The 18,112-nt window shown below is 54.0% G+C and carries 12 protein-coding genes, 1 rRNA gene and 2 pseudogenes; 12 read left to right on the top strand and 3 right to left on the bottom strand.

Annotated features, from left to right (window positions below; all coding sequences use genetic code 11):
• Positions 1-47: 47 nt before the first annotated feature.
• The 8 genes from rrf to ADICEAN_RS01545 all read left to right on the top strand — a co-directional run bounded on the left by rrf (position 48) and on the right by ADICEAN_RS01545 (position 8,234).
• Positions 48-159: ribosomal RNA gene (gene rrf, locus ADICEAN_RS01580) — 5S ribosomal RNA — on the top strand.
• A 637-nt stretch (positions 160-796) separates the two neighbouring features.
• The gene (locus ADICEAN_RS01575) at positions 797-1,732 is read left to right on the top strand and encodes a sterol desaturase family protein (RefSeq protein WP_009193747.1); all 936 of its coding nucleotides are present in this window, start codon (positions 797-799) and stop codon (positions 1,730-1,732) included.
• A gap of 183 nt (positions 1,733-1,915) precedes the next feature.
• Positions 1,916-3,916, top strand: coding sequence for a vWA domain-containing protein (locus tag ADICEAN_RS01570; protein ID WP_009193746.1), 2,001 nt, complete (start codon positions 1,916-1,918; stop codon positions 3,914-3,916).
• Positions 3,913-5,199, top strand: a complete 1,287-nt coding sequence (locus ADICEAN_RS01565) for a dihydroorotase (RefSeq protein WP_009193745.1) — start codon at positions 3,913-3,915, stop codon at positions 5,197-5,199. The genes ADICEAN_RS01570 and ADICEAN_RS01565 overlap by 4 nt, the downstream gene beginning before the upstream one ends.
• Positions 5,174-5,728, top strand: a complete 555-nt coding sequence (locus ADICEAN_RS01560) for a DUF4199 domain-containing protein (RefSeq protein WP_009193744.1) — start codon at positions 5,174-5,176, stop codon at positions 5,726-5,728. Before ADICEAN_RS01565 ends, ADICEAN_RS01560 begins: the two co-directional genes overlap by 26 nt.
• A gap of 5 nt (positions 5,729-5,733) precedes the next feature.
• Positions 5,734-6,285, top strand: a complete 552-nt coding sequence (locus ADICEAN_RS01555; RefSeq protein ID WP_009193743.1) for a DUF4199 domain-containing protein — start codon at positions 5,734-5,736, stop codon at positions 6,283-6,285.
• Positions 6,285-7,256 carry a glycosyltransferase family 2 protein gene (locus tag ADICEAN_RS01550; RefSeq protein ID WP_009193742.1) on the top strand — a complete coding sequence of 324 codons (972 nt, stop codon included), beginning with the start codon at positions 6,285-6,287 and terminating at the stop codon, positions 7,254-7,256. Before ADICEAN_RS01555 ends, ADICEAN_RS01550 begins: the two co-directional genes overlap by 1 nt.
• 3 nt (positions 7,257-7,259) lie before the next feature.
• On the top strand, positions 7,260-8,234 hold the full coding sequence (locus ADICEAN_RS01545) for a glycosyltransferase (RefSeq protein ID WP_009193741.1): 975 nt from the start codon (positions 7,260-7,262) through the stop codon (positions 8,232-8,234).
• Between the two features lie 15 nt (positions 8,235-8,249).
• On the opposite strand, the pseudogene ADICEAN_RS01540 reads toward ADICEAN_RS01545, so the two are convergent.
• Positions 8,250-9,013 (bottom strand): annotated as a pseudogene (locus ADICEAN_RS01540) (class I SAM-dependent methyltransferase).
• Positions 9,014-9,120: 107 nt separating this feature from the next.
• Between ADICEAN_RS01540 and ADICEAN_RS01535 the strand changes: the two are divergent.
• Positions 9,121-9,531, top strand: coding sequence for a hypothetical protein (locus ADICEAN_RS01535; protein ID WP_009193739.1), 411 nt, complete (start codon positions 9,121-9,123; stop codon positions 9,529-9,531).
• A gap of 161 nt (positions 9,532-9,692) precedes the next feature.
• Here the strand turns inward: ADICEAN_RS01535 and purB are convergent.
• Positions 9,693-11,047: pseudogene (purB, locus tag ADICEAN_RS01530) on the bottom strand (adenylosuccinate lyase).
• 455 nt (positions 11,048-11,502) lie between these two features.
• Here purB and ADICEAN_RS01525 point away from each other — a divergent pair.
• The 3 genes from ADICEAN_RS01525 (at position 11,503) to ADICEAN_RS01515 (ending at position 17,053) form a co-directional block, all read left to right on the top strand.
• Positions 11,503-12,642, top strand: coding sequence for a ferredoxin--NADP reductase (locus tag ADICEAN_RS01525; protein ID WP_009193736.1), 1,140 nt, complete (start codon positions 11,503-11,505; stop codon positions 12,640-12,642).
• 447 nt (positions 12,643-13,089) lie between these two features.
• Complete coding sequence (locus ADICEAN_RS01520; protein WP_009193735.1) at positions 13,090-14,814, top strand: M3 family oligoendopeptidase; 1,725 nt, start codon at positions 13,090-13,092, stop codon at positions 14,812-14,814.
• A 406-nt stretch (positions 14,815-15,220) separates the two neighbouring features.
• Entirely contained in the window at positions 15,221-17,053 is a 1,833-nt protein-coding gene (locus ADICEAN_RS01515; RefSeq protein WP_009193734.1) for a M61 family metallopeptidase, read from the top strand.
• 339 nt (positions 17,054-17,392) lie between these two features.
• Here the strand turns inward: ADICEAN_RS01515 and ADICEAN_RS01510 are convergent, their stop codons facing one another.
• Positions 17,393-17,995 carry a hypothetical protein gene (locus ADICEAN_RS01510; protein ID WP_009193733.1) on the bottom strand — a complete coding sequence of 201 codons (603 nt, stop codon included), beginning with the start codon at positions 17,993-17,995 and terminating at the stop codon, positions 17,393-17,395.
• Positions 17,996-18,112: the final 117 nt, after the last annotated feature.

The raw sequence follows: 18,112 nt of genomic DNA, 5'->3' as shown, positions 1-18,112 counted from the left end.
CTCAGAGTCTTACTTCTATCCTCTTACCTCTTACCTCTAAAAGCAATAATGGTGGCTATAGCGCAGGGGCCCACCTCTTCCCATTCCGAACAGAGAAGTTAAGCCCTGCAGCGCCAATGGTACTTGGGTAACACCTGGGAGAGTAGGTCGCCGCCAACCCCTTTTTTTATTCCTCAGCGAATAAATAACCCTTCAGGCCCCTTTACAGCAATGTAAAGGGGCTTTTTTGTTGACCGACCCCCTTAAGTGTATCCTGCACCCCCCCTTTAGGCAAATCTTGCCATCCAATGCCCTGCTGCAGAAATGGTATACTAATTTAACTAACCGTGCCCCAGGTCTGTGGCCCACAGACCTGTCTTCAGAGGGTCTGTGAGCCTGGCCGGCCGCACCATAGACCCTGGAAATACAGGCGACTTTAAGCGTTAATCTCGTACTGAAGGGCTTTTTTGTTTCCTACTCCTCAAAGCACTCGACCCCTACTGCATGGGGACTGTTAAAGACTAAAAGCCTGATCAAATCAATATGGTTAGGCTCAGTGGGCCTGTCTTCTGCTCATAGTTATAGGGTTCGCCACAACCCCTACACAAGGGACGCATACACTCTGTATAAATGAATCAATTTAGTAGTGCTGCTATTTATTCACAGCTTGATCCCCTACACAGCAGCAGCTAAGATAGTAGACAGCACACTACCCTATTTTGACCATCTAGTATATTTTCCTGGAGCTTTTAGGTCTGGAGCAAACTTTTTCCCGTTCATGAAGATGTATAGATAAGTAATCCGCAAAAGTTGATGTATGGACGAGTTTGTTTGGTATCTGAAAGAATCTGATGGTTATAATATTATCCCCTATGCCGCTCCCTTCTTTTTTATCCTCGTTGGTCTGGAGTGGTATGTCACTACCCGTAAAAAGATCAAAGCCTATGATATAAAAGATTCCATGGCGGCTGCTGCCGTAGGGCTGGGAAATGTAGGACTTGGCCTTGTGCTCAAGGTAGCCAACTTTGCCCTGATGTTCTACTTCTTTACCCTGGTGCCCTGGCGTATCCCCGTTGCCTGGTGGTCTTTTATCCTCTGCTTTATCTGCGTTGATTTTGTCCGCTACTGGGCACACCGCATAGCCCATGAGCAGCGCTTCTGGTGGGCCACCCATGTCACCCACCATTCCTCTAAATATTACAACTTTACCGTTGGCTTTCGCCTGGGATGGACCCAGATCCTGAAGATCTTCTTTTTTATTCCCATCATCCTTATGGGATTTGACCTGATTGTGTTCTTTATCTGCCATCAGCTGGCGGTACTATATCAGTTCTGGATCCATACCCCCCTTATTAACAAATGCCCCAGACCCATTGAGTACTTCTTTGTAACCCCTTCGCATCACCGGGTGCACCATGGTACCAACGCCCAATATATTGATAAGAACTACGGCTCTACCTTTATTATCTGGGACCGCATGTTCGGCACCTTTGAACCGGAAGGGGAGGCGGTGGTCTATGGGATTACCAAGCCCATCAAGCATCCCTATAACCCGGTTTATTTGGTGTTCCATGAGTGGGTGGATATCTGGCATGATCTGAAAAAATGTGGTTCGTTTAAAGAGCGATGGGATCTTCTGTTTGGCCCCCCGGGTGGACCCCTGGCAGGCAACGGACAACAGCCAGAAGCAACAGCAGAGCAAGAAGCAGATGCTGCAACATCAAGTACGGTGGCAACAAAGCCAGCTGCCTGATTTGCAGGGATACCTATTCTGGCTGCAGGTGAAGCAAAAGGGGAGTAAGTAGGTATTTCCTAACCACAACCCCCTGTGTATACTCTATGAAGGGTATATGGATGCGCTCAATTTAAACGTTAAACTGGGAGGCAGGCGGCGGGCTATTGCGATTGCTTCCCGGGCTGCGTAAATTAGCTCCACATGAATCTTCTTGCTCCCGGCTTTTTATATGCCCTGGCAGCTCTTGCCATCCCCATCATCATTCACCTTTTTCAGTTCCGCAGGGTACGCAGGGTGTTTTTCTCCAACACCCGCTTTCTGGAACAGGTAAAGCAGATGAGCCAGAAAAAACGCCAGCTCAAGCACCTGCTGGTGCTCCTGTGTCGACTGGCCTTTCTCTTCTTTCTGGTCCTTACCTTTGCCCGCCCCTATATACCCGGACCCCACCAGGCCGATGCCCGCCGGGTCGATATCTACCTCGACAATTCCTATAGCATGACCAATGAGGTAGAGGAGGGGGTTTCGGCCTTCGATGTAGCCATTACCTATGCCAATGCCATCCTGGGGGCTTATCCCCAGGGTACGCGCTTTCGGCTGGTCACCAATGGTTTTGAGGCGGGCGAGCAGTATTACTATACGCCGGAGGTGATACGGGACAAACTCACCGAACTGCAGCTGTCCGGCAGAGGCCGAACACTGGAGGAGATCATTGACCGCCTGCAGATTTTGCCGGCCGAAGACCGCAGCGAGCAGCGGGAGATCTTCCTGCTCAGTGATATGCAGCGCAACAGCTGGTCGGCCGATATCAGCCCCATAGCCAGCGACAGTACCAATCGGTACTTTCTGGTACCCCTGGCCTATCAGCAACACAAAAACCTGTATATCGATTCGGTTTACCTGGAAAAGCCCTACTACCTGCCCGGTACCAACAATACACTGGTAGCACGGGTAGTGAATACAGGCAGTGCCACCGAAGAAGTACCCCTTAAGCTAGCCATCAATGACCGGCAAATGGCCAGTACCACCATATCGGTGCCGGCCAAAGGAAAGCAGGAAGTGAAATTTCCGCTCAACTTTTCCATTGATCGCCTGAGCCAGGCCCGGCTGGAGTTGGTGGATTATCCCGTAAACTTTGATAATGAGTTTTATTTTGCCCTGCGAAAAGGGGATCCGGTACATGTGCTGGAGCTGACTGAACAAGCCGGCACAGGGCCTGTAAACCGGGTATTTTCAGATACCACCCTGTTTCGGATCCGGAGCAGAGAGGCCTCTAACTTTACCTTCTCTGAGCTGGGCTGGGCAGATCTGGTGGTGGTAAATGCCCTGCAGCAGGCTGGGAGTGCCCTGGCATCGGCCCTGCAGCAATATGTAGAGGAGGGGGGCAGCCTGCTTTACATCCCCCATGCCCAGGCGCAGGAAAGCGTGATTGCAGGCATTGCCAGCCGGCTGGCCGTACAGACCACCCAGGCCGAAAACAGCATACGCCTGGCAGCGCCCGACATGAACAATCCTTTTTTTGAAGGGGTGTTTGAAGAAAGCTCTACCCGTTTTACCATGCCACAGGCACGGCCCGTAGTCTCCTGGGCAGGCCGTGCCGATAATGTGCTGAGCCTGCAGACGGGCGGCCCCTTTGTGGGGCAGTCGGGTAAGGTATGGCTCGTGGCCTCCCCCCTGCAGGATGCCTATACCAATTTTCACCGGCATGCCCTGTTTGTGCCCGTAATGTACAAGATTGCCTTTGGCAGCAAAAACATTTCCAACCCCCTGTATTACCCCACCACCCAGAGCATTTTTGAGGTGCAGGTAGCCGAGCAGGCGCCGGAAACAGTGTTTCGCATGCGGCGGGAGGGCGAGGAGATCATCCCGGCCCAGCGCCTGGCCAACCGGCAGCTGATGCTGGATGTGCCGGCCTACTCCCTGAACCCCGGTTTTTACCAGTTGCAGGCCGATGATTCGCTGGTACAGCTGCTTGCCTTTAACCATGATCCGGCCGAATCCATTCCCGAGCAACTGCAGCCCGAGGAGCTGGAAGAAGGGGCAGCGGCCTTTTCCCACATCCAATTGCTAAATGATGCAGCCCGAAATGCAGAAACTGCCGAATTGAATGCTAACTTTGGTGCCGTCATGCTATGGAAGTGGACCCTACTGCTGGCACTCCTCTTCCTCTTGTGTGAGGTACTTCTGATTCGATTCTGGAAATGAAAATTCTCCTAAAAAACGTTCGGGTCCTGCATCCGGGCTTTGGCACGGAACCCCACCACCTGCTGCTGGATGGGGGGGCGTATCGATCCATCTGGCCCTCTGCCCAGGCGCCCGCCGCCCTTGAGGCCGATCAGGTGATCCACATCCACAACCTGCACCTATCGGCCGGCTGGTGCGACCTGAGAGCTTCTTTTGGCGAGCCCGGCCTGGAGTACAAGGAAGATCTGGACAGCGGCTGCCAGGCCGCTGCTGCCGGTGGCTTTACCGATGTGCTGCTCATGCCCAATACCGAGCCGGTGATCGATACCAAGAATGGCGTACGCTTTATCCTGAACCATACTACCCCCTACCCGGTGCGGCTGCATGTGGCAGCAGCCATTACGGCCGGGGCCAAAGGCGAGTACCTTACCGAAGTGCTTGACCTGCACCAGGCCGGCGCCCGGGCCTTTACCGATGGGGCACACCCCCTGTCAGATCCGGCCCTGGTGGTGCGGGCGCTGCAATACCTGCAAAAAATAGGCGGTGTGTTTATGAATCAGGCGCAGGAGCCCCGCCTGATGCAGGGTGGCCAAATGCACGAGGGCATTAACAGCACCCTGCTGGGCATGAAGGGCATACCCTCCCTGGCCGAAGAAGTAGCCCTGCTGCGCGATATAGAACTACTGCGCTATGCCGGTGGGCGCATGCACATCTCCTGCCTCAGCACAGCGGCTGGCGTGGCCCTGGTGCGCAAGGCCAAAGCCGAGGGACTGGCCCTAACCGCCGATGTGGCCATGCATAACCTGCTCTTTACCGATGCGGCCCTGCTGGACTTTGATACCAATTTTAAGCTCGATCCTCCCCTGCGAAGCGAGCAGGACCGCCAGGCCCTGTTGGAGGGATTACGGGAGGGCACCATAGATGCCATAGTAACCGACCACCGGCCGGAAGATACCGAAAACAAGCGCCTGGAGTTTGATCTGGCTGCCGTTGGCGCTACCGGCCTGCAGACGGCCTATGCGGCCCTTAGCGCGCTGCCCGAGCTGCCGCAGGAGGTACTGATCGAAAAACTGACCAGTGGCCCAAGACGGGTGCTGGGCCTGCCACAGGCAGAAATTAAAGAGGGAGCCCCGGCCTGCTGCACGCTCTTTGTGCCCGATGCCCCCTGGCGGCTGGATGGGGAAAGCAACCGCTCCCACTCCCAGAACAGCCCCTATTGGCAGCAGGAGCTCAGGGGGAAAGCCGTTGGCATTATTGTAGCGCAGAAGATGTATCTAGATGAAAGCAGCATCCGTGTCGGCTGAGCAGGAAGTATCCCCCCTGCCTAAAAAGCCGCTCTTTACCACAGGTCTTAAGTATGGGCTAGCCGGGGGAGGTATTTCCATAGGCCTGTTTCTGAGCCTGTGGCTGCTGAAGGAGAATCCCCTGGATTCGCTGCGCCTCTTTGATTTTATTCTCATTCCCCTTTTTGTATTCTTTACGCTGAAGGAAGTGCGGGATTATCACTACCGGGGGCGCCTGCACTACTGGCAGGGCATGACGGCCGGCTTTGTCTGCTATGCCAGCTTAGCGGCGGTTTCAGCAATATTTATATATATTTTCTTATCTTTCGCAGATACAGACTTGCTGATGCGGCACCAAAACGAGAATCTGGCGGTGCTGATGGAGGATCCTGAAAAATGGATAGGACAGGTGGGAAAGCAGGCGTATGAGCAGGCCCTTGAGGAAGTCCGGAACCTGACAGCTGCCGATCTGGCGCTGGATGATTTTCTGAAGAAAACCCTCATTGGCTTATTCATTACAGGCATCATTACCCTTTTCTACAAAAAATAAACCCTATGGAACCTGTACAACACTCAGAACCCACCTACCAGCCCGAGCCAACTGTTTGGAACAAAGGCATAAAAGGCGGCGTCATCACCGGCATCATCATGATTGTGTATAGCCTGTTGGTCTATATCACAGAATCTGAGGCGCTGCAATCGGCTTCTTTTCTGTTTAGCCTTATAGGCCTGATCATTGGTATTGTGCTCACCCACAAAGCCTTCAGGAGTGAAAATGGCGGCTTTATGAGCTACAGCCAGGGCCTTGGCCTGGGATCGGTGCTGGGCATTGTATCCGGTGTGCTGAGCGGCGTGTTTGCCTTTATTTACCTGACCTTTGTAGACAACGAGTACATGGCCCGCCAGATGGATGTAGCCCGCATGCGGCTGGAAGATCAGGGCATGTCCGATGCACAGATCGAGCAGGCCATGGGCTTTACCGATATGCTGTCGTCGCCAGGCACCCTGTTTATGCTTAGCATCATCAGCAGCCTGTTTATGGCCTTTATTCTTTCTTTGATCATCTCAGCCTTTACCAAGAACAATCATCCGGAGCAGGTTTATTAATGTTGGAGCGTGTCGATATTTCAGTGGTGGTTCCTCTTTACAACGAAGAGGAATCCCTTCCTGAACTTTGTAGCTGGATAAGCCGTGTGATGAAGGAAAACGGCTTCAGCTACGAAATCATTCTGGTGGACGATGGCAGTAAGGACCGCAGCTGGCATGTGGTGCGCCAGATCTTTGATACCAACCCCTATGTGCGCGGCATCCGCTTCAACCGCAACTACGGCAAATCGGCGGCGCTCAACACCGGCTTCAAAGAAACCCGCGGGCGTGTAGTCATTACCATGGATGCCGACCTGCAGGACAGCCCCGACGAGATACCCGGTCTTTACCGAATGGTGACCGAAGAGGGCTATGACCTGGTATCGGGCTGGAAGCAGAAACGCTACGACCCCATCAGCAAGACCATTCCTTCTAAATTCTTCAATGGTGTTACCCGCAAGATCAGCGGCATAGACCTGCATGATTTTAACTGTGGCCTGAAGGCCTATCGCTCCGAAGTGGTCAAGAGCATCGATATTTACGGCGAGATGCACCGCTACATACCGGTAATTGCCAAATGGCGGGGCTTTACGGCCATCGGCGAAAAGGTTGTCACCCACAGGGCCCGCAAGTATGGCTACACCAAATTTGGGCTGGAGCGCTTTATTTATGGCTTTCTGGACCTGATGTCCATTACCTTTGTTTCCAAGTTCCGGCAGCGGCCCATGCACTTTTTTGGTACCCTGGGCACCCTTTCGTTTCTGACTGGTTTGCTGATCACCATCTGGCTCATAGCCGAAAAGATCTACTATGTGCAGTACCTGCACCAGCCTATCCGCAACGTAACCGATCAGCCCCTGTTCTTTCTGGCCCTGGTTGCCCTTATTGTGGGGGTGCAGCTGTTCATGACGGGTTTTCTGGCCGAAATGCTGGCCATGCAGGGCGCCCGCCAGAACAATTACCTGGTGATTGAAAAGGTAGGCTTGCAGTAAGGCATGTACCGCTATTCTGTTATCATTCCGGTCTATAACCGGCCCGAGGAGCTGGATGAGCTGCTGGAGAGCCTGAGCCGGCAGCGCTACAAAAATTTTGAGGTACTCATCATTGAGGATGGCAGCAGCCGCCCTGCCCGGCACATTGCCGAAAAATGGGCTGCTCATCTACCCCTTCAATACTTTGTTAAAGAAAATACCGGCCAGGGCTTTAGCCGCAATTTTGGATTTGCCCGGGCACAGGGGGAGTATCTGGTGGTGTTTGACAGCGATTGCCTGATTCCCGAGCACTACTTTGAGGCAGTAGAAGCCCACCTGGCCCATACCCCCCTGGATGCCTGGGGCGGGCCCGACCGGGCGCATGCTGCCTTTACCCCCCTGCAGAAAGCCATCAGCTACAGCATGACCTCTCCCTTTACCACAGGGGGTATCCGGGGTGGCAAAAAACGCCTGGGAGCTTTCCATCCCCGCAGTTTCAACATGGGCATCAGCCGGGCGGTATGGGAAAAGACGGGGGGCTATATCATTACCCGCATGGGGGAGGATATCGAGTTCAGCATCCGCATCCATGAGCTGGGCTTCCGCTCAGGCCTTATTCCCGAGGCCTACGTATACCACAAGCGGCGCACCAGCCTGGGGCAATTCTACAAGCAGCTCCATTTCTTTGGCCGGGCCCGCATTAACATTGGCCGCTTTTTTAAAAAAGAAGTAAAGCTGGTGCACCTCTTTCCGGCTGCTTTTGTGGCAGGTACTGTTTTCTGGCTGCTGAGCTGGCTGATCAGCAGCAGCCTTTTCTGGCTGCTCACAGGGGGCTATCTGCTTTTCTTTGGCCTGATCTTTCTGGACAGCCTCCGGCAGAATAGGGATTTGAACGTAGCCTTTCTGAGCATGGCCGCTGCCTTTGTACAGCTTTGGGCCTATGGGGTAGGCTTTCTGGAAGAGGGCCTGAAGGGGAATAAAAAACAAAACCCGGACTAATATCCGGGCAGGTGCTTACTTTTCTACAAAATAGATGGGTTCCTCCGGCAGGGCAAGGCGGCGGCGCTCCTCGGGGGCTAACTCCCGCACCAGCCAGTCTTCCGTAACCCGAAAGCCGGCCTGGCGCAGCCGCTCGGGATAATCTTTGCCGTAGAGGCGTACATGATCGTCCTGTCCGTAGGCTTTTCGCGCTCCCGGGGGTCGGTGATGGAGGGATCCTCAAAGGTGGTGTCCTTCAGGGGGTAGAAGAGGGGGATCTGCAAAATGCCCCAGCCACCCGGCTTTAGCACCCGCCTGATTTCCCGCATGGCCAGCCCATCGTCGGCCACATGCTCCAGCACATGGTTGCAAAACACCACATCAAAGCTACCTTCCGGAAAGGGGATCTGGTGCACATCCATTTTTACCTTAGCCAGGGGAGATTCAATATCGGCGGTGGTATAGTCCAGGTTGGGCTGCTGCTCAAAGCGGTGGATAAAACAGAGTTCCGGGGCAATATGCAGTACCCGTAGCGGTTTGGTAAAGAAGGGGGTTTTGCGCTGCAGAAAAAGCCACATCAGGCGGTGACGCTCCAGGGCCAGGCAGTTGGGGCAGAGGGCATTTTCCCGGGCCTTGCGGCCATAGGGCAGAAACTTGCGAAAGTGGCTGTCGCATACCGGGCACTGCACCCTATTGCCGGTGTAGAAAATAGCCGCTACCTTTAATACATGATGGCTGAAGAGTTGCAGGTACTTACGCGGCACCTTGCGCACTACCAGGCTGATGATGTTTTTTACCATACCGGTGCAAATATAGCCAAAGCCAGACAAAAGCCGTTCTGTTTTAGCCGGCAGCCGCCGCAAACAGTAGGGCAAAGCACCGCACCAGATCCTTACCGCTGCTGCTTATGAACTACCTATTTACGCTGATACTGGCCAGCCTGCTGCTGGCAGCCGGGCTACCGGGCCAGGCACAACAAAAAAGTAAAAAGAAACGCAAGGGCGCTACCACTACCACCAGCTATAATGCCCGCATAAAACCGCCCAAAGCGGCCAGGGAATACCTGCACCTCTACCAGCCCAATACCCGTGGTACGCTGGTGGGCAACCACTGCATGGACGAGTATACCGAAAAAATGGGCTTCCGCTACCTGGTAATGCCCGCCGGCATGGACGATGCCCCTTCGCCCACCCAGATGCGGCTGCACAACTTTGGGGTAAAATGTGTGCTGCTGGTCCGGAACGGGCCCTTCTGGCACCACCGGGTCAACAAACGGGTGCGCAAGTGCCGGGAAAAGACCGGTGATTATGCCGGCTAAGGTTTCACAATTCCATAATGCTGCGGAAACATGCAGCAGGCGGGTTCTCACTAGCTTTGTAGCAGATAATCCTCTTCAAAAAAGCACTAATGGTAAAGGCCGCCCCTATGGGACGGCCTTTTTTTAAGTTGAAATAGGGGCAGTAGCCAACCAGTCTTGCTTCACAAGCCAATAACGCCCGTATAGCTATGGGGGGTAATGCGGCGCAGCTCCTCCTTCAGCTCCTCTTTCACCTCCAGCCCATCAATAAACCGGCGAAAGGTTTCCTGGGTAATGGCCTCCTGACCCCGGGTAAGGGCCTTAAGCTGCTCATAGGGGTTGGGCACCCCTTCCCGCCGTAAAATGGTCTGGATGGCCTCGGCTACCACCGCCCAGTTATCTTCCAGGTCTTTATCAATAGCTGCTTTGTTCAGCTGCAGCTTTTCGAGCCCGGTGAGGATCGATTGCCAGGCCAGGTAGGTATGCGCCAGGGGTACCCCCAGGGCCCTCAAGACGGTAGAGTCGGTAAGGTCCCGCTGCAGCCGGCTGATGGGAAGTTTCTGGGCCAGGTGGGAGTAGATGGCATTGGCAATGCCCAGGTTGCCCTCGGCATTCTCAAAATCAATGGGGTTTACCTTGTGGGGCATGGCCGAAGAGCCCACTTCGCCGGCTTTGGTCTTCTGGGTAAAGTAGTTCATGGCCACATACTGCCATACATCCCGGCACAGATCGATCAGGATGGTATTGATGCGGCGCAGGCTGTCCAGCAGAGCGGCCAGGTGGTCGTAGTGCTCGATCTGGGTAGTAGGGTGGCTGCGCTTGAGCTCCAGTACGTTGTTTACAAAATCGTTGCCAAACTCCGGCCAGTCAATATCCGGATAGGCAATGGCATGGGCATTGAAGTTGCCGGTAGCGCCCCCGAATTTTGCCGCAAAAGGCACGGCCTGCATCAGGCTCAGCTGCTCCTTGAGGCGGCTGGTAAACACCCCCAGCTCTTTGCCTACACTGGTGGGCGAGGCAGGCTGTCCGTGGGTGCGGGCCAGCATGGGCTGCTCCAGCCACTCCAGCGAAAGTTTCTTAATGGCCTCCCGTACCTGCTTGATGCGCGGCAGCATCAGCTCGTGCATGGCTTCTTTGAGCAGAAGGGGGGTGGCTGTATTATTGATATCCTGCGAGGTAAGGCCAAAGTGCACAAACTCCTTATAGGCGCCCAGTCCCAGTACCTCAAGGCGATCCTTCAGAAAATATTCTACCGCTTTTACATCGTGGTTAGTGGTTTTTTCGTATCTCCTTTATTTCCTTGGCCTCATTGATGCCAAAGTTCAGGTACAGCTGGCGCAATTTTTCAAAGTTGCGGGAATCTACCCCCCTGCAGCTGCGGCAGGGGCAGCTGGCACAGGGCAATAAAGTACTCGATCTCTACCTGCACCCGGTAGCGGATAAGACCAAACTCAGAGAAATAGGGCGCAAGGGCTTTGGTTTTGCTGCGGTACCGGCCATCTACCGGCGAAATGGCCGTAAGCGATATCAGGTTCATGTCCTTTTCGGTTAAGGGCTAAAATTAATCAGTTTTTAGTAAGAACTCTATTTTTTCCTGCAACAGCGGCCAGATTCTGTGGCTGGCCTACCCCACCCAAACCGTCTCCCTCTGCAGCCGAGGTTTCGGCTGCAGAGGGCTGAGGCATATAGGAGGGGCCCTGCTACCCCCTTTGCCAGACTGCTCGGGCGCCTAATTGGGGCTAAAGCCAGGAATGCGTTTACTGATACAATTTTCCTTAGTACATTTGTGCAGTTCTGCCACCTGCAGCATGAACAGAGGCAGGCCCCTCTCGTTGAAGGGGGGCGGCAGACCGGCTTTGGAACGGGTACAACCCTCTGCCGGGTTTTGTCAGGAACAAGCCCGGCTTCATTCTGTTTTTTTGCTGCCGCAGCCCGGGCTTTGGTGGTAAAACTTTCGTATTGACTAATGTATAACCAGCTCTAGCAGAAATAATGGCATTTGGATTTTTTAAAAAGAAACAGGAAGTAGAAAAAGCCCCGGAGGCAAAAGCCAGCTCCTCTTCAGTGCACTACTTCAATTTGCGCGTGCGCGAGGTGATTCAGGAAACTCCCGACGCCTTCTCCATTGTGTTCGATCATCCGGCTGATAAGAAGATCACCTACAAGCCCGGGCAATTCTTTACCCTTATCCCCACTGTAGATGGTGCCAAGGTGCGGCGAGCCTACTCGGTATGTACCTCGCCCTATACTGATCCCTATCCGGCCGTAACGGTTAAGCGGGTAGAAGGGGGTATTGTATCCAACTTTTTGGGCGATCACCTGAAGGCAGGCGATACCCTGGAGGTAATGGAGCCCATGGGGCACTTTACCATTGAGCCCGAGGCAAGCCGCAAGCGCCATATCATGCTCTTTGGCGGTGGCAGCGGCATTACCCCCCTGATGTCCATTGCCAAGTCAATTCTGGAGCTGGAAAAAGGCAGCCAGGTGTCGCTCATTTATGCCAACCGCAACGAAGAGAGCATTATTTTCCGCAAGGGCTTTGAGGAGCTGAAGCAGCAGCATGGCAACCGCTTTACCATCATCCATGTACTGGACCAGCCCCCTGCCGGCTGGACAGGCCCCTCCGGCCTGCTTACCCCGGCCAACCTGCCAGCCCTCATTGACCAGCTGCCCCAATGGCCGGCCGATGCCATTGAATACTATATTTGCGGTCCGGAAGGCCTGATGATTTGCGTAGAGCAGACCCTGCAGGCCCTCAACATTCCCAAGACGCAGATCCACAAAGAAAGCTTTGTGCCCGGCAAGGCCGATAAAGCAGTAGAGCAGCTAAGTGGCGCCGATGCTGCCGGAGCGGCGCAGGCCCATGAGGTAACCGTAATTCTGGATGGGGAGGAATACAAATTTACCGTAGAGCCCGACAAAACCATTCTGGAAACGGCCCTGAGCCTGGACATCGATCTGCCCTATTCCTGCCAGAGCGGGCTGTGCACCGCCTGCCGTGGCAAATGCATCAGCGGCAAGGTGCGGCTGGTAGAAGACGAGGGCCTCTCCGACCAGGAAAAAGAAGAAGGCTATGTGCTTACCTGCGTAGGCCACCCTATTACTGATAATGTAGTGATTGAGATTGGCTAAAGGGGATTTTAAGTCATATTTATGATAGTTTCTTAACAGGGTTCAGTGATTATCATACGCATCTAAAGTATCAAAAAGGCACGAAATCCCCCTTGGTGAAGGGGGGATGGGGGATTGGTCACCAGATAGAAATTAGTTGTGCAGATCAAGTACATCAATGAAAGCTTTAGTTTCTGGGCAAAGTCTTTATAATCACTATTTCAATCCCCCAACCCCCTTCGCCAAGGGGGATTTCGTACCTTTTTTAAACTTTCAAGGAAAGTAAACTCAAAATTTGTATTCCTTACTCAACATAGCCGCTGCTGCCCCTGGTAGTAGCGGTTTTTTATGCCTGCCCTGCGGCGACACCCCATACTTTTGGCAGGCCATTCCAACACTTGGGGGGTGTTCATTCGTTACTATCAGCAGGGGGTAGCCCTTGTATTTTTGACAACGCATTATTTTTCTATGGATCAGAAACAGCTGGACATTCCCAAGCGCTCAAAACGGCGCTTTCTGCCCGAAGACTTTACCATCACCGACTGGGAGGGCATCCGTCCCTTTTACGAAGCCCTGCAGCAACGCGAGATCCACAACGAGCGGGAGCTGCAGGAGTGGTTCCGGGACCGCAGCGAGCTGGAATCGGTACTGGCCGAAGAGCTGGGCTGGCGCTATATCCGCATGACCATTAATACCGCCGATGCCGGCCACCGGGAGCGGTTCAACCATTTCATCAGCCAGATACAGCCCAACATAGCCCCCGAAGCCAACCGGCTCAATGAAAAGGTGCTGGAATGCCGGTTTCTGGAACAGCTCAAGGAGGGGGGATACCCCATTCTGGCGCGCACCCTTAAAACAGAGTTTGAGATTTTCCGCGAAGAAAACGTACCCCTCAACACCCAGATGAACACCCTGCAGCAGGAGTTTGGGGTGATCAGCGGGGCCATGACGGTAGAAGTAGACGGCCAGGAACTCACCCTGCAGCAAGCGGCCGATCACCTGCAGAGCACCGACCGCAGCAAGCGGGAAGAGGTCTGGAAAAAGATCAGTGCCCGCCGGCTGGAAGATGGCAAAAAGCTTAATGACCTCTTTGACCAGCTGCTGCAGCTGCGCCACCAGATTGCCCTTAATGCCGGCTTTGCCAACTACCGCGATTTTATGTTCAAAGCGCTGGGCCGCTTCGATTATAGCCCGGAAGATTGCGAGGATTTCCACGAGTCGGTCAGTATGGAGGTAACCCCTCTGCTCAATGAGCTTAGCCGCCAGCGCAAGGAAGCCCTGGGCGTAGCCGAACTCCGCCCCTGGGATAAAGCCGTAGATGTGGAAGGCCGCCAGCCGCTCAAGCCCTTCAGCAGTCCCCACGACCTGATGGAGAAAACCATTCGGGTATTTTCCCGCCTGGACCCCTTTCTGGGCCGCTGCCTGGAAATTATGCGGGAAATGGAGCACCTGGACCTGGACAGCCGAAAGGGCAAGGCACCCGGGGGCTACAATTATCCCCTGGCCGAAACCGGTGTGCCCTTTATCTTCATGAATGCTACCTCTACCCTGCGCGACATGATCACCATGCTGCATGAAGGGGGGCATGCCGTGCATTCGTTTCTCACCAAGGATCTGGAGCTGAACGATTTTAAGCATACCCCCTCCGAAGTGGCCGAGCTGGCCTCCATGAGCATGGAGCTGCTGTCGATGGACCACTGGGATGAGTTCTTTAAAGACCCCGACGAGCTGCGCCGCGCCAAGCGGGAGCACCTGGAACAGATCATCAGCACCCTGCCCTGGGTAGCCACCATTGATAAGTTTCAGCACTGGGTATACACTCACCCCCAGCAGCGTGAAGAAGAGCGCAGGGCCGCCTGGGAAGAGATCTACGAGGAGTTTGCCGATGAGCTGACCGACTGGAGCGGCCTGGAGGAGTTTAAAGCGCACATGTGGCAAAAGCAGCTGCACCTCTATGAAGTGCCCTTTTACTACATTGAGTATGGCATTGCCCAGCTGGGCGCCATTGCGGTCTGGAAAAACTATAAGGAGAATCCCCGCAAGGGGCTTGATGGTTATCTTAATGCCCTGAAGCTGGGCTATACCCGCCCTATCCCCGAGGTATATGCCGCTGCCCATATCCGTTTTGATTTCAGCCTGGCCTACATCCGGGAGCTGATGCAGTTTGTGCGGGCAGAAATGGAAAAGATCTAGGACCATTTGATACCCTGCTACCATCAATCATCCCTAATCTTAGGCAATGATTAGTACTGTAAAAACGGTCTCTGAGATCATTCAGAGGCCGTTTTTATTATCCAGTCTGTCTTTGCAAGGAGGTACGACGAAGCAATCTGGTAACTACGTGTGGAGAAACCAGATTGCATTGTCCTACATCACGCGCCGCGTCGGCTTACAATGACCAGGCCTGTAGAAGCAAAGAGGGGATTTGGGCACAACCAAAGCTGTACTTTGCTTCTTTTTCATCCCTTCAAAATTAGGAATGATTCATGTTCCTTAGACAGGAACCTTCCATACGGCCATTGTACCGCCTGCAGCGTCAGCTTTGGTGGAGAAGGGCTTTTCTGCTATCTTGGAGAATCTCTATTTTTCATCCACTCACATGACTCTTCGTTTTCTCTCCCTGCTCTTTTTATGCCTGCTGCTGGCCGGACCCCTTTTTGCCCAAACCCCCATTCGCTACCAGGTTTCGCTGGAGAATATCCGGCACCATGAGCTCTACATCAAGATAGATTTTTCAGAGCTGGGCACCAAGCCACTGGTGGTGCGCATGCCTACCTCATCGCCAGGCCGCTATGCCGAGCATAACTTTGCCAAGAATGTGTATGAGGTGAAGGCCCATGACGCCAGCGGTTCTCCGCTTGCCGTAGTACGTACCAAACCGGCCGAGTGGGAGGTGCGGGAGCATCAGGGCTACGTAACCTTTACCTATACCCTCTTTGGCAACCATGCCGATGGCACCTATACCGGCATCGATAGCCGCAAGGTGCATCTAAACATGCCCGCCACCTTTGCCTATGGGGTGGACATGGCCGATGCCCCCATTGAGCTGACGTTTGATATGGCCGCTGTTGCCGACTGGAAGGTAGCCACCCAGCTGCAGCAGGTAGATGCCACTACCTTCTCCGCCCCTAACTACTATTATTTCTACGACAGCCCTACCATGATCGGTAAGCTGGACATCCGGAGCTGGAAGACCCCCTCTGGTACCGGTGAAGCCACCATAGAAGTGGCCATGCTGCATGAGGGCACGTCCGATGAACTGGATAAGTATACCGACTGGATCAAGCGCATAGTAGAAGCGCAAAAACAGATATGGGGAGAGCTGCCTGCCTTTGACTATGGGCGCTATACCTTTCTGTGCAGCTACAACCCCTGGGTGCGGGGCGATGGTATGGAGCACCGCAACTCTACGGTCTGCAGTGCCAACCGCAGCCTGGCCGAGGCCGATTCTTCCCTGATCGGCACCGTATCACACGAGTTTTTCCATGCCTGGAATGTAGAGCGCCTGCGTCCCGCTTCGCTGGAGCCCTTTGACTTTGACCGGGCCAACATGACGGACGCCCTCTGGTTTTCAGAAGGCTTCACCAGCTATTATGATGATCTTTCGCTGGCCCGCGCCGGCATTCTTACCCCTGCCAAATTTATTAAAAAGCAGGAGGGCACCTTTAATTATGTGATGAACAGTCCGGGCCGGGCCATTGGCAGTCCGGTAGCCATGAGCCAGCAAGCGCCCTATGTAGATGCGGCCGCCTCGGGCGATGAGACTAATTTTGCCAATACCTACGTAAGCTACTATCCCTATGGCGAGGTGCTGGGCTATGCGCTTGACCTGAGCCTTCGCAGCAGCTTTCCCGATCGTACGCTGGATGGCTACATGCGCCACCTCTGGCAGAATTGGGGCAAAGCCGAGAAGCCCTATGAGCTGGCCGACCTGCAGCAGGCCCTGGCTACCTATACCGGTAATGAAGCCTTTGCCCGTACTTTCTTTGAGCAGTATGTATATGACAGCAAACTGCCCGACTTCCCCGCACTCTTTGCTAAATTTGGGGTAGAGATGAAGCCCAAAAACCCGAATGGGGTATGGTTTGGTCAGATGTACCTGGCTTATAGCCCGGAGGGGGCCCTGCTCCAAAGCCCTTCGCTGAGGGGGACCCCCTTTTACGAGGCCGGCATGAGCAGGGGAGACCTGCTGCTGGAAATTGCCGGTAAATCACCCAAATCCGAGGCTGAGTTTGCCGAGCTGGCCCGATCCCTGAAGGTTGGAGAGCGCTACACCATCCGCTATAATCAGCTGGGTGTTGAACGCCAGGGCATGTTTACCGCTATTGCCGACCCCAGCTGGAGCCTTACCTACCTGCCCGATGCCAAAGTAGACAAAAAAGTACGTGCGCTACGGGATAGCTGGATCAAGGGGGGAAAGCATAAGCCGTAGAATGCCCAGGAAAAGAAACACACATACGGATAACAGCTGCTTCTGCAAAGGGGCGGCTGTTGCTGTTTTACAGACGGCCATCCGGGCCCTGATGGGATGAAGTAGCAGGAATAATTCTGTTGCTACTAATTCACAAACCCAGCCAGTTGGGGCGTATGAGCAGGGGGTGATGAGTGATTACTTGCGCCCGTTTGCAAGGCGTGTACCAGCAGTCTGGCAGCTTTTCCCGTAGTCTATGAACCTTCTCTCACCTGTACTGCTCAAAAACAGGAAGGCGCATGCGTTACAAACGAGCGCAAGTTGAGGCTGAGCTGGTAAGGTATTTATGTAGATGTCCCCTTACTCCCCCAGCGAAAACAGGGGGCGGATCTTGGGGGTACCAGTGGTATCGGTGGCTTGCAGGCTTTGCAGGCGGGTGCCCTGGCTGCCTTTCAGAAAGTCGTTGTAGTTTCGGGCGTAGTCGTCGTAATCGGTACGCAGAAAGAGTACGCGCTGATCGGCAGCACTGATGCTGTCGGTGAGCTTGCTCATCAGGGCATACTCGTCGAAATTGGGATGGGTACGGGCAAAATCCACTATTTCCCGCTGCAGGCGCGTAACGGCCGAATCGTACTGATCGATCTGACGGCTGGTCATGGTCTCTGCCTCAAAGCGGAAGCGGTTGATCTGCTGCAGGTGCGCCCAGAGAGAATCGTAGCGAACCTGGTTGTAGGAGGGGGTGTACGAAATCTCCTGCAGCAGGCGGCGCATGTCAGAAAGCTTCTGCTCTTCATTGGTTACAATCCGGTCCCAGGCCACCCGCACACTATCATTCAGGGTATTGTAAATGACCAGGACCGAATCAGGAGCATCTTCCCTTTTTTCTTCGCTTGCGCGCTGGCAGGCCGTATACGCCGCTGCCATTAACAAGACAAATACAAAGATTCTGATGGCTTTACGCATGATCTACTATCCGGAAATTGTGCGGACAAATTACACACAACTCTAAAAAAAGCAAACCGGATGCAAGTTTTTTCGCATCCGGTTACTTTTAAGGGCTTAATTATCAGATTTTTAGGC

This window comes from Cesiribacter andamanensis AMV16 (assembly GCF_000348925.1).
Classification (GTDB): Bacteria; Bacteroidota; Bacteroidia; order Cytophagales; family Cyclobacteriaceae; genus Cesiribacter; species Cesiribacter andamanensis.
The sequence above is the reverse complement of the archived record's forward strand: the minus strand, read 5'-3'. Positions and strand labels throughout refer to the sequence as shown.